10 protein-coding genes are annotated in these 12,620 nt (G+C 68.6%); 2 read left to right on the forward strand and 8 right to left on the reverse strand.

Annotated features, from left to right (window positions below):
• Positions 1 to 11 precede the first annotated feature (11 nt).
• The 6 genes from QTI05_RS12765 to QTI05_RS12790 are packed head-to-tail and all read right to left on the reverse strand — an operon-like array spanning position 12 to position 4,718.
• Positions 12 to 854, reverse strand: coding sequence for a LytR/AlgR family response regulator transcription factor (locus QTI05_RS12765; RefSeq protein ID WP_286624681.1), 843 nt, complete (start codon positions 852 to 854; stop codon positions 12 to 14).
• Positions 851 to 1,924, reverse strand: coding sequence for a sensor histidine kinase (locus QTI05_RS12770; protein ID WP_286547017.1), 1,074 nt, complete (start codon positions 1,922 to 1,924; stop codon positions 851 to 853). The genes QTI05_RS12765 and QTI05_RS12770 overlap by 4 nt, the downstream gene beginning before the upstream one ends.
• Complete coding sequence (locus QTI05_RS12775) at positions 1,921 to 2,850, reverse strand: sterol desaturase family protein (protein WP_286624680.1); 930 nt, start codon at positions 2,848 to 2,850, stop codon at positions 1,921 to 1,923. Before QTI05_RS12775 ends, QTI05_RS12770 begins: the two co-directional genes overlap by 4 nt.
• Positions 2,847 to 3,884, reverse strand: coding sequence for an alpha/beta hydrolase family protein (locus tag QTI05_RS12780; protein WP_286657817.1), 1,038 nt, complete (start codon positions 3,882 to 3,884; stop codon positions 2,847 to 2,849). Before QTI05_RS12780 ends, QTI05_RS12775 begins: the two co-directional genes overlap by 4 nt.
• Positions 3,881 to 4,168: a 2TM domain-containing protein gene (locus QTI05_RS12785; RefSeq protein WP_286624678.1), complete on the reverse strand. Its 288-nt coding sequence runs from the start codon at positions 4,166 to 4,168 to the stop codon at positions 3,881 to 3,883. The genes QTI05_RS12780 and QTI05_RS12785 overlap by 4 nt, the downstream gene beginning before the upstream one ends.
• A gap of 28 nt (positions 4,169 to 4,196) precedes the next feature.
• Positions 4,197 to 4,718: a DUF6622 family protein gene (locus QTI05_RS12790; RefSeq protein ID WP_286547023.1), complete on the reverse strand. Its 522-nt coding sequence runs from the start codon at positions 4,716 to 4,718 to the stop codon at positions 4,197 to 4,199.
• 277 nt (positions 4,719 to 4,995) lie between these two features.
• On the opposite strand from QTI05_RS12790, the gene QTI05_RS12795 reads away from it, so the two are divergent.
• Entirely contained in the window at positions 4,996 to 6,588 is a 1,593-nt protein-coding gene (locus QTI05_RS12795; RefSeq protein WP_286624676.1) for an efflux RND transporter periplasmic adaptor subunit, read from the forward strand.
• On the forward strand, positions 6,585 to 9,683 hold the full coding sequence (locus QTI05_RS12800) for an efflux RND transporter permease subunit (protein WP_286547029.1): 3,099 nt from the start codon (positions 6,585 to 6,587) through the stop codon (positions 9,681 to 9,683). Before QTI05_RS12795 ends, QTI05_RS12800 begins: the two co-directional genes overlap by 4 nt.
• 280 nt (positions 9,684 to 9,963) lie before the next feature.
• On the opposite strand, the gene kefC is transcribed toward QTI05_RS12800, so the two are convergent.
• The gene (gene kefC, locus QTI05_RS12805; RefSeq protein ID WP_286621552.1) at positions 9,964 to 11,811 is read right to left on the reverse strand and encodes a glutathione-regulated potassium-efflux system protein KefC; all 1,848 of its coding nucleotides are present in this window, start codon (positions 11,809 to 11,811) and stop codon (positions 9,964 to 9,966) included.
• A 2-nt stretch (positions 11,812 to 11,813) separates the two neighbouring features.
• Positions 11,814 to 12,551 carry a glutathione-regulated potassium-efflux system oxidoreductase KefF gene (gene kefF, locus QTI05_RS12810; RefSeq protein ID WP_286621553.1) on the reverse strand — a complete coding sequence of 246 codons (738 nt, stop codon included), beginning with the start codon at positions 12,549 to 12,551 and terminating at the stop codon, positions 11,814 to 11,816.
• Between the last annotated feature and the right edge of the window lie 69 nt (positions 12,552 to 12,620).

A 12,620-nucleotide genomic window follows, 5' to 3' on the forward strand; every position in this document is an offset into this window, starting at 1 on the left:
CGGCCGGCCGGCTACATCGCGCGGAACAGGTGCGCGAAGAGCCGGCTCACCGCCAGCCGCTCCTTGCGGCCGCGCAGTTGCAGATGCAGCTTGCCGGCCTCGTCGCGGTGCACCGATTCGATCGCCTCGGTGTTCACTACCACGGCGCGGTGCACCTGCCAGAAGGCGTTGGCATCGAGTTGCGGCAGCAGTTGCTTCAGCGGCGTGCGGATCAGGTATTCGTGGCCCGCGGTGAGCACACGCACGTATTTGTCGGCCGCCTCGAAGTAGAGCACCTCGTCGACCGGCACCATGCGCACGGTGGCGCCCGAACTCCCGGCATCGCTGGCGGCGATGCGCTTGAGCGGGGCCGGCTGGCCGGGCAGGGCGCCGTTGCCGGCCGCCGACAGCATGCGGCGCCATTGCGCCAGGGTTTCTTCCAGCGCGGCGCCGGTGCCGTTCGGCACGGCTTCGACCGGCGCGCGGGCGGCCAGCGAGGCCTGCAGCCGGGCCGTGGTCTTGCGCAGGCGCTCGGGCTGCACGGGCTTGAGCACGTAATCGACCGCGTGCTGCTCGAAGGCGCGCACCGCGTACTCGTCGTAGGCGGTCACAAACACCAGTTGCGGCAACGGCGCGCGCTCCAGCGGCCATGCGTCGGCCAGTTCGGCCGCGGCGGCCAGGCCGTCCTGGCCCGGCATGCGGATGTCGAGAAACAGCACGTCAGGCAAAAGGCGCAGTGCTTCGCTGACGGCGCTGCCGCCGTCACCGACCATCGCCAGCACATCGAGCTCGGGCCAGGCCTGGGCGAGTTCGCCGCGCAGCGCCTGCGCCAGCAGTTTTTCGTCTTCGGCAATCAGGGCGGTGGGGCGGGTCATGCGGGGTTTTTCAGGGGGAAGGTGGCGGTGGCGCGCGTCCCGCCTTCGGGGGCGGCGATCAATTCGATGGCGCCGCGCGCACCGTAGGCGCTGGCCAGGCGCTCGCGCACCTGCGTCAGGCCGAAGCCGCGGCCGGGCTCGTCGAGGGTGTTGGCCTGTGGTGCCAGGCCGACGCCAGTGTCGGCGACCTGGATGACCAGCAGCGCGCCGCCCTCACTGCCGCGCTGCGAGGCGCGCACCGTGATGCTGCCCCCGCCGACCTTGGGTTCCAGCCCGTGCTGGATGGCGTTTTCGACCAGCGGCTGCAGCAGCAGCGGCGGCACCGATGCATTGCGCAGCGCCTCGGGCAGGTCGAGCGTGTAGTGCAGTCGGTCGCCCATGCGCACCGACATCAGCTCCAGGTAGTCGCGCAGCAGATCGAATTCGGCCGACAGCGGATGCACCAGCGCGCGCGAGCCGCTGAGGGTTGCACGCAGGTAGCTGTTGAGCCGGTCGAGCATCGCCACGGCGCGCTGCGGATCGGTGGTGATCAGCACGCGCAGGTTGGCCAGCGTGTTGAACAGCATGTGCGGCTCGAGCTGCGTTTCGAGCAGCTTGAGCTTGGCTTCGCTGGCGTCGCGTTCGGCGGCGCTGATCTTGGCGGCCATGTTGGCCGCCTTGCCGCGCGCATGAAAGTAGAAGCTGGCCACGCCGCCGGCCACGATGGTGATGGCCAGGCTGAGCTTGTTGTCGCGCGGTGAGTTCACCAGGCCGGTGCTGAAGAAGACATCGCCCAGGCGGTCGCCGAAGATGAAGCCGCAGGCGATGCCGAGAGAGGTCAGCAGCAGCCCGCGCCAGCCCTTCGGCCAGCCGTGGCCGCCGGTGTGGCTGGGATGGCAGTTGCGCTCGTCGACGAAGTAGCGGCCGAACTCGATCACGGCCCAGGTGATGGTGCCCACCGAGGTGGCATAGCCCACCTGCACGAAGTAGGTCTTGGCCGGCCAGATCAGGGTGGTGAGCACCGCGACCACGCAGCAGAACGCAACGACCTGCAGGTAGTGGCGGGCGGCATCGCCCCATTGGATCTTCATGGCGCCGAGGTTAGCTTGCCGGCGCCGCCCGGCTCGGCGGCACGCCGGCGCAGGGCTTCGGTGGTCTCGCCCGCTCCATCGGGCGACCAGCCCGGCGGCTTGAAGAGGTAGCCCCACACGGCACGGGCCGAGCGGGCGGAGCGCAGGTCGCGCCACAGTGCCTGCCACTGCGTGAACTCGATGCGCAGCAGGTTGTTGGTGTGCATCGGCGTCACCAGGCCGTAGCGGCATGGCACGTCGGCGCGCTCGGCGGTGTAGGTGCCGAACAGGCGGTCGAACACGATCAGCACGCCGCCGTAGTTGCTGTCGAGGTATTCGAGGTTCGACGCGTGATGTACCCGGTGCGCCGAGGGCGTGTTCAGCACCCATTCGAGCGGGCCGAGCCGCGGAATCCAGGTGGCATGGATCCAGAACTGATACAGCAGGTTGAGCGAGAGCATCAGCAGGATCACGCGCGGCGGCATGCCGAGCAGCGGCGCGACAAAGAAGAACAGCAGCGAGCCGGTGAGCCTGCCGGTCCAGCCGAAGCGGTAGGCGGCCGACAGGTTGAGCTGGTTCGGCGAGTGGTGGATGGCGTGGGTGCACCAGAACCAGCGCACCCGGTGCGCGGCCCGGTGATACCAGTAGTAGCAGAACTCCTGGCCGAGGAAGCAGGCGACCCAGCCCGACCAGTGGTCCATCGGCAGCGTCCAGAGACGGTGCTGGTAGATCCAGTCCATCGCGCCGGTGAAGAACGCCAGCGGCAACAGCAGCCGCAGCGGGTATTCGCGCACCAGGAAGTCGATCACCGACACGCCCGCCGCCTTCCAGTCGTAGGCCGGCCCGCCGGCGCGCGCGTGGCGCCAGGAGAGCACCACCGCCTCGATCAGCGAAGCCGCCAGCACCGTGGCGACGGAGAGCTTGAGCAGCAACAGCAGCACGTTCATGGCGCCAGATTCTTCACGAAAAAGGCCGCGATGGCTGCGTACACGCCCGGCAGGGCGCCGCGGTCGAAGCCGGGCGGGTCGGTCAAGAGCTTCGCGGCGCGGGCGGGCAAGTCCGGCGGCTGCGGCGACAGGATGGAGCCGTGGCCGCCGTCCGGCATGTCGGCCACCAGCGTGCAGCCCTGGCAGGCGGCACGCACCGCGTCGATGTGCCATGGCGGCGCCAGCCAGCCGTCCTTGCCGGCGCGCACCAGGCCGAGCGGGATGCGGGGCTGCACCAGCGAGGCCATGTCGACCGGCGCCGCCATCGGCACGGACGCCACGGCCGCCTTGATGCGCGGCTCGTCCCAGCCCTGCATGGCGGTGTCGTCAGCAAACTTGAAATGGATGATCCAGGTCGCGATGGTGCGCTTCAGCGGGTCGAACGGGCCGCCATTGAGTTCGGTTAGGAGCCCCACGCAGGTCGGAAAGTCCTCGGTCAAATGCGCGTCGCAGTGCTTCGACAGTCCGGCCGGCGACCAGCGCGCGCCGGCCAGCGTCAGCGCGGTGAGCCCGCCAGCCGACATGCCGTAGACGCCGACGTGCTGGAAGTCGAGCAGCGGTGCAAAGCGCGCGTCGGCGGCCATCGCGTCGATGGCCTGCGACACCTCCTTGGGGCGGTGCTTCCAGGTGGCGGGGCCGACGTCGCGCATGTCGTGCCAGTTGTCGCCGGCGTGTTCGGGCATGGCGACGGTGAAGCCGGCGTTCACCAGCGTCTGTGCCAGGTCGGCCTGCGGCCAGGGCGAACCGCCCGAACCGTGCGACATGACCACAAGGTGGCCGTTGCCGCGCAGCGGCGCTGCGTTCAGCGTGGCATCGATCGAAAAGGGGCCGCGCTGGAGCTTGCTGGCGGCCACGGTGCTGGTGGGATAGAACACCGTGACCGGCCCGCTGTCCGGCGGCGCCGGCAGCACGGTGAGGCCGGTGGCGGCCGAGGCCAGGCCGGCGGCGGTGCCGAGGGCGGCCAGCGCCAGCAGGCGCCTGAATCGGCCGCTCACCACGGCTTGGCCCTGGTCGAGTCCAGCTTGGCGCGCTCGCGCTGCACCATGCTCTCCAGCATGTTGCCGCCCGGTGCGAACACCCAGACTGCGATGCCGTGCATCAGAAGGCCGAGGCCCCAGCCGAGCAGCGGGAAGATGGCCCAGGCCCGGCCGTTGGCGAGCGAGAGGGTGATGAGCCCGGCGTTGACCGCGAGGTACACCACGGCATGGCTGAACCAGCCGAGCTTGGCCTTGGCGCGGCGGCGCGCCAGCTTGTCGAGGGAGGTGTCGTTGGTTTCCATGATGATCTCCTGGTGGGCGATGGAGGGCTCAGGCCGGCTGGCCGTTGGCAATGGCGCGATCGCGGCGGATCGCCAGCTTCCACAGGCGCAGCGTCCGGCCCGCGAAGATGCCGCTGAAGGCGCCGTACAGGGTGCCGATGGCCAGCGCAAAGTTGTGATGGTGGGCCAGCTCGGGGTGCAGGGCAATCTGCACGCCGACCACGTACTTGGTGAAGAAGATGCCCATCATCAGCGCCAGCGGCACCGCGCTGCCGGCCACGTGAAAGCTGCGCGTGTCGGGGTCGTAGCGCGTTGCAGCCGGCAACGGGCGCTGCAGCACCAGCGCCACTGCAACCGCCGCCGCCACGGCCCAGCCGGCCAGCGCCATCGGCGAATCGCCGAAGGCCGACAGCACGCCATAGACCGACAGGCCGGCCATGGCGATCGGCAGGATCGTCACGCGGGTCAGGCTCACGCGGCCGGCCAGCAGCTGCTTGCTGCCGAGCCATACCAGCAGGGCGAACACGGCGAACACCCAGCGGGGCGTGTGGGCGATGATTTGCAGCAGCATGGTGGAACTCCTTTGAGGTGGGAAAACAGGGTTGAAGAAGCGATGGGCGAACTGTGCCGATGCCCCGCCTCTGCCGCGACCCGGATGCGACGAAATGCAGCCAAACGGCGCCAGATGCAGCCGGCAACGACGAAGGCCGCCCCGCATTGCGTGCTTTACAGAGCCTTTACGGTGTCGCAGGATGCCCGTCGCAATGCCTGCGGGGTCGCACGCTACGATCGGCCGCGGCGAGCGCTCCGGCGTCGTCGAACGCTTTGCACAGTTACCAGGACGACCCATGGATTCCCGCCCGCCCGAGCCCCAGCCCCTGCCACCGACCCCTGAAGTGCCGCCGCGCCGCCGCCGGCGCTGGATCGGTGCCGTCGTGGCCCTGCTGCTGATGGCCGGTGTGGCTGGCGCGGCCTGGTACCTGATCAACCGGCCGCCGGCCGAGACCGCGACTGGCGGCGGGCGCGGCGGCGGCCCCGGCGGCCCGCGCGGGCCGGGCGGCGCACGTGGCGGCGGTGGCGGCGGCCCGGCCATCACGGTCGGCACCGCGGTCGCGTCCCGGGCCGACATTCCGGTCATGCTCGATGCGCTGGGCACTGTCACGCCCGTCACCACCGTCACGCTGCGGCCGCAGGTGGCCGGCGTGATGACCGACGTGCTGTTCAAGGAAGGGCAGATCGTGAAGAAGGGTGAGGTGCTCGCACGCATCGACCCGCGCCCCTACGAACAGGCCCTGATGCAGGCGCGGGGCACGCGCGTGCGCGACGAGGCACAGCTGCAGGCCGCGCGCGTCACTCTGGAGCGCTACCGCACGCTGCTGGGCCAGGACTCGATCGCGCGGCAGGACGTGGACACCCAGGCCGCGCTGGTCAAACAGCTCGAAGGCACCGTCATCACCGACAAGGCGGCCGAAGACAGCGCCAAGCTGAACCTCGACTTCACGCGCGTCGCCTCGCCCGTGACCGGCCGTGTCGGCCTGCGCACGGTCGATCCCGGCAACTACGTGGCCGCGGGTGCCACCACCGGCATCGCCGTGATCACCCAGATGACCCCGATCGACGTGCAGTTCTCGGTGCCGCAAGACCGCGTGCCCGAGATCGAGGCACGCATGATCCAGGGCGCGAAGCTGGTGGTGACGGCGCTCGACCGCACGCGCGCCACCACGCTCGACATCGGCACCTTTTCGACGCTGGACAACATCGTCGACACCACCACCGGCACGGTGAAGGCCAAGGCGCGCTTCGAGAACGCCAAGAACACGCTGTTCCCTAGCCAGTTCGTCAACATCAAGCTGCAATTGCGCACCATCGACGGCGCGGTGGTGGTGCCGGTGACGGCGCTGCGCACGGCCGGCACCGGCAACTATGTGTATGTGATCAACGAAGACCGCACCGTGAGCATGCGCAACGTGAAGCGCGGCGATGCGTCGGTCGAATCGGTGGTGATCACCGAAGGCCTGAAAGACGGCGAGCGCGTCGTCACCGAAGGCGGCGACCGCCTGAAGGACGGCTCGACGGTGCAACTGCCGACAGACGCACCGCGCCAACGCGGTTCGGGCGCCGGCGGGCGCAGGCAGGGCGGATCGGCGCCGCAGGGCGCGGCCTCGGCACCGGCGGCATCGTCTGCGCCTTCCGCCGCAGCACCTTCCGGCGCCGCGCCGGCTGCACCGGCCGCAGCGCCTGCGGCACCCGCAGCGGCGCGCCCGCTGCCGACCGCGGCAGAGCGCCAGCGCATGCTTGATTCGGCCAAGGACGACCCCGAACAACTGGAGCGCCGCAAGCGCTTTCTCGAATCGCTGGACAAGGGCGAGCCGGCCGCGCTGGAGCGCTGGCAACGCATGGGCGAACAGCGGCCGCGGCGTGAAGGGGGCGCCAGCCAATGAGTCCGTCGCGCCCGTTCATCGAGCGGCCCGTCGCGACGGCGCTGCTGATGGTCGCGATCGTGCTTGCCGGCCTGGTGGGCTTCAAGTTCCTGCCGCTGTCGGCCTTGCCGCAGGTCGACTATCCGACCATCCAGGTGCAGACGCTGTACCCCGGCGGCAGCCCCGAGGTGATGAGCCGCACCGTCACCGCACCGCTGGAGCGCCAGTTCGGCCAGATGGCCGGGCTCAACCGCATGAGCTCGACCAGCGCCGCGGGCGTCTCGATCATCACGCTGCAGTTCGGCCTGACCGAAACGCTGGACGTGGCCGAGCAGGAGGTGCAGGCCGCCATCAACGCCAGCAACTCGCTGCTGCCGGCCGACCTGCCAGCACCGCCGGTGTATGCCAAGGTGAACCCGGCCGACGCACCGGTGCTCACGCTCGCGATCAGCTCCAAGACGATGCCGCTCACCGAGGTGCAGAACATCGTCAACACCCGGCTCGCGCAGAAGATCAGCCAGGTGACGGGCGTCGGTCTGGTCACCTTGTCGGGCGGGCAGCGGCCGGCGGTGCGCATCCAGGCCGACACGCGCGCGCTGGCGTCCTACGGCATCGGCCTCGACGCGCTGCGCACTGCGATCTCGAACGCCAACGCCAACAGCGCCAAGGGCAGCTTCGACGGGCCGAAGCGCTCCTACACCATCAACGCCAACGACCAGCTGGTGACGGTCGACGACTACAAGAACCTGATCGTCGCCTACAAGAACAACGCACCGGTGCGCATGATCGACGTGGCGCAGGTGGTCGACAGCGCCGAGAACACCAAGCTGGGCGCCTGGTCGGGCATGACCGGTGAACTGACTCCCGCGATCATCCTCAACGTGCAGCGCCAGCCCGGCGCCAACGTGATCGCCACGGTCGACGCCATCAAGAAGCAGCTGCCCGAGCTGCAGGCCGGCCTGCCCGCCGCGATGGACGTGGCGGTGCTGAGCGACCGCACCACCGGCATCCGCGCGTCGGTCAAGCATGTGGAAATCGAGCTGGTGCTGGCCGTGGTGATGGTGGTGCTGGTGATCTTCTTTTTCCTGCACAGCTGGCGCGCCACCCTGATCGCGAGCCTGGCCGTACCGATCTCGCTGATCGGCGCCTTTGGCCTGATGTACATGCTGGGCTACAGCCTCAACAACCTGAGCCTGATGGCGTTGACCATCGCGACCGGCTTCGTGGTGGACGACGCGATCGTGATGATCGAGAACATCTCGCGCTACCTGGAGGAGGGCGAGACACCGTTCGCTGCCGCGCTCAAGGGCGCGGCGCAGATCGGCTTCACCATCATTTCGCTCACGGTGTCGCTGATCGCGGTGCTGATTCCGCTGCTGTTCATGGGCGACGTGGTGGGGCGGCTGTTCCGCGAGTTCGCGGTGACGCTGGCCATCACGATCCTGATCTCGGCCGTGGTGTCGCTCACGCTGGTGCCGATGATGTCGGCGCGCATGCTCAAGAGCGAACCGCACAACGCCTCGCGCGGCCTGGCGGGCAAGGTGCAGGCCTTCTTCGACCGCGTGATCGCGCGCTACGACGTGTGGCTGAGCTGGGTGTTCCGCCGCCAGGGGCTCACCCTGGTGGTGGCGCTGCTGACGCTGGTGCTCACCGTGCTGCTCTACGTGTTCATTCCCAAGGGCCTGTTTCCGACGCAGGACACCGGCCAGCTGCAGGCCCGCATCGAGGCCGCGCAGGATGTGTCGTATGTGCGCATGGCCGAGCTGCAGCAGGCCGCGGCGCGCGCCATCCTGGCCGACCCGGACGTGCAAAGCCTGAGCTCGTTCACCGGGGTCGATGCCGCCAACAACACGATGCTGAACACCGGCCGCATGCTGATCAACCTGAAGGCCGATCGCGGCGACCAGGAAGACACCATGAACCGGCTGCGCGAGCGCGTGCGCGAGGTGGCCGGCGTCACGCTGTACCTGCAGCCGACGCAGGACTTGACGATCGACGCCGAAACCGGGCCGACCGAATACCGCCTGTCGATCGAGGGGGTCGATTCGGCCACCGTCACCGAGTGGGTCAAGAAGCTGATGGCCCGGCTCGAGAGCGAAAAAAACGTGCGCAACGTGACCAGCGATGCCGGCGCGCAGGGGCTCTCGGCCTACGTCGACATCGACCGCAACACGGCGTCACGCCTTTCGGTGACGGCCAGCGCGGTCGATGACGTGCTCTACAGCGCGTTCGGCCAGCGCATCGTGTCGACCATCTTCACCGAGACCAACCAGTACCGCGTGATCCTGGAGGCCAAGTCTGATTCGATCGAGACGCCGCAGCAGCTCGGCACGCTGAACCTCAAGACCGGCTCGGGCTCGCCGACGCCGCTGTCGGCGGTCGCGACGATCCGCGAGCAGCTCGCTCCGTTGCAGATCACGCACGTGGCGCAGTACCCGGCCGCAACGGTGGGCTTCGACACGGCGCATGGCGTGTCGCTCGGCAAGGCGGTCGACTCGATCCGCCAGGCCGCAAAGGACATCGGCATGCCGGCGAGCGTGACGATGACGTTTCTGGGTGCTTCGGGTGCCTACGAAAAATCGCTGTCGAACCAGCTCTGGCTGATTCTGGCGGCGGTGGTGTGCGTCTACATCGTGCTGGGCGTGCTGTACGAGAGCTACATCCATCCGCTGACGATCCTGTCGACGCTGCCGTCGGCCGGTGTGGGTGCGCTGCTGGCGCTGATGGTGACGGGCAACGACCTCGGCGTGATCGGGATCATCGGCATCATCCTGCTGATCGGCATCGTGAAGAAGAACGCGATCATGATGATCGACTTCGCGATCGACGCCGAGCGGCAGCAGGGCAAGTCGGCGCAGGAGGCCATTCATCAGGCGGCGCTGCTGCGGTTCCGGCCGATCCTGATGACGACGCTGGCGGCGCTGTTCGCGGCGGTGCCGTTGATGCTCGGTTTCGGCGAAGGTGCCGAGTTGCGCCGGCCGCTCGGGCTGGCGATCTTCGGCGGGCTGATCGTGAGCCAGGTGCTGACGTTGTTCACCACGCCGGTGATCTATCTGGCGTTTGACCGATTGGGGCGAAGGTTCGGGCGTCGCTCTTCCGAGGTGGTGGCTTCTTGAGGCTGCTGTCCGCGCTCCCTTTGGGGTTCGCCCGGTGTGCGGTGCGGGCCGGCCGACCCTGCTGTGCCGGCCGCTTCGCGGCTGCCCTGCGGTGCTCGCGCTTTGCGGGGTCTCGCAGAACTCGCTTCGCTCAAACAGCTGCGAGCCCTGATCCGCAAAGCGCTGCGCTCCTCGGCGGCGCAGAAGGGATCGGCCAGCCCGTACCGCACACCGGGCTTGGTGGTGGTTCCAGGTCTGCGCATTCCGCCCGCCGACGCACCCCGAAACCCGGTGCATCAACTCAAGGCGCCTGCTCTTCCGCCGCTTCCTCTTCCCACCCCCGCCCAGAGCGTTCCTTGCGCAGGGCACGCTCACGCGCCATCTGCTGCTCGAACTGCTGGCGCCCCTCCTTGGCCACCGCGATCACCTTGGCGCGGTCCTTGTAGTGGGGATAGGTCTCGCTCATGATCTGTTCGTTGCCGCGGCGGAAGCGCATCGCGGCTTCGCGCGCCTCGTGCGCGGGCCAGCCCAGCACCTCGAGCACCGAGCGGCCGCTGCGCAGCGACGATTCGAACAACTCGCGTTCGATGTAGGCCACATTGCGATCGCGCAACTTGTAGAGGTGGGTGATGTTGCGGGCCCGCGCAATGATCTGTGCCTGCGGAAAGTGCTCGCGCACCAGGTCGACGATCTCGAGCGACTGCTCGATGTCGTCGACCGCCACCACGATCGCCTTTGCCGTGGCGCCGCCAGCCACGCGCAGCAGATCGAGCCGGGTCGCATCGCCGTAGAACACGCGAAAGCCGAACTGGCGCAGGCCTTCCACCGTGTCGGCATCGTGGTCGAGCACCGTCACGGCCTTGCCTTGCGCCATCAGCAGACGGCCGACGATCTGGCCATAGCGGCCGAAGCCACAGATCAGCACCTTGGCGTCCTGCTGTTCCGAGATTTCGTCCAGCGCCGGGCCGTTCGAGCGGTCATAGCGCGGCAGGAGCAACTTGTCGATCGCCACCAGCAGCAGCGGTGACACCAGCATCGACAAGGCCACCGCGCCGATCAGCAGCGACGTGACCTCGGGCGGCAGCACATTCGGCCCGGCCGCCTGAAAAACGACGAAAGCGAACTCGCCGCCTTGCGCCAGCAGCAGCGTGAACACCGGCCGCTGCTGGTAAGAGATGCCCATCGCCCTGGCCAGCGCGTAGATCACGCCGAGCTTGATCACCATGAAGCCGGCCACCAGCAGCAGCATCAGCCCCGGCTGCTTGATCAGCACGCCGAAGTCGATGCTCATGCCCACGGCGATGAAGAACAGGCCGAGCAGCAGGCCCTTGAAAGGCTCGATGTCGGTTTCGAGTTCGCGCCGGTATTCGCTTTCCGCCAGCAGCACGCCGGCGAGGAACGCACCCAGCGCCATCGACAGGCCGATGAACTGCATCAGCGCCGCGATTGCCACCACCAGAAGCAACGAGGCGGCGGTGAAGATCTCGGGCGTATTGCTGCGCGCGATCCAGCGCAGCAGCGGGCGCAACGCGAGCCGGCCGCCCAGGACGATGCCACCGATCACACCGATGATCTTCAGCCCCTCGAGCAACCGGTCGACGCCGCTCATCGACGCCTCGGCAGCGGTGCCGACCGCCAGCAGCGGCAGCAGCGCGAGGATCGGGATAGCGGCCACGTCCTGGAACAGCAGGATCGAGAAGCCGGCCTGGCCGCTCGCGGTCTTCAGCAGGTTGCGTTCGCCGAACACCTGCAGCGCGATGGCGGTGGACGACAGCGCCAGGCCGAGCGCTGCCACCAGCGCCACGCGCCAGCTGGCGCCCGCGGCCCAGCCAACGGCGAACAGCACGGCCGCGCAACCGAGCACCTGCGCCGTTCCCCAGCCGAAGATCGGGCGGCGCAGGTTCCACAGGCGCTTGGGCTCGAGTTCGAGGCCGACCAGGAACAGCATCAGCACCACGCCGAACTCGGCAAAGTGCAGGATGTCCTCGACGTTGCTCACCAGGCCCAGGCCCCACGGCCCGATCGCGATGCCGGCCACCAGATAGCCGATGATCGAGCCGAGCCCGAGTGCCTTCGAAAGCGGCACCACGAACACTGCGGCGCCGAGGTAGATGAGGGAGTTGACCAGCCAGGCGGGTGCGTGCTCCATGGTCAGGCGGCTCCGGCGTTGCTGTTGCTGCTGCTGCTGGTAGAAGAGGCACGTGCGAGTGCGTCCTTCACCGCGCTCTGCAGGGCGGCGGCGCCGACCTTGGCGAAGTCGTCGACCTCGGCCGGCCGGTCGGCCTCGGGCACCACGCAGGTCGGGCAGGCGTCGATCTCGTCCATCTCGGGCCAGTTCGGATAGCTCGCGAGGCGCTCCTTGAACACTTCGGTGTGCGCGACCACGTCTTCGTGCGCCGCACTGCGTGCGCCGTGGAACAGCAGCGGCGGCAGGAAGCGCATGCCGCAGAGCGCTGCGGTCTGCTCGTAGGGCGGCAGGAAGGCGTCGAAGAAATAGCGGTTGTAGCTTTGCGGGTGGTAGCTCGATTCGGCGCCACCTGTGGTCGCTACCAGCCAGCAGTCCTTGCCCCGCAGCGCGCTGCCGCCCGGGCCGTAGGCCCAGCCCCAGGCCAGCACTTCGTCGAGCCAGAGCTTCTGCAGCGGGGGCATGGAGTACCACTGGATCGGATGCAGCAGCACCAGCAGGTCGGCCTGGGCGACGCGGGCCTGTTCGGCTTCGATGTCGATCGCGTAGTCGGGGTAGCTGCTGTAGAGGTCGTTCACGTCCACGTCCGGCAGCGCCTGCGCCGCCTGCATGAGCTGGCGGTTGACGCGCGAATCGCGCCAGTGCGGGTGCGCGGCGATCACATAGATGCGTGGCGGATTACCTATTAGTGTTGGTGTCGGCATGCCGCGAACATAGCGCAATCGCGGGCCCGACACGGCTACGATGACGCGTCTTGCGTACCGAAGGAGCAT

This window comes from Variovorax fucosicus (assembly GCF_030316825.1).
In the GTDB taxonomy this organism is placed as follows: domain Bacteria; phylum Pseudomonadota; class Gammaproteobacteria; order Burkholderiales; family Burkholderiaceae_C; genus Variovorax; species Variovorax fucosicus.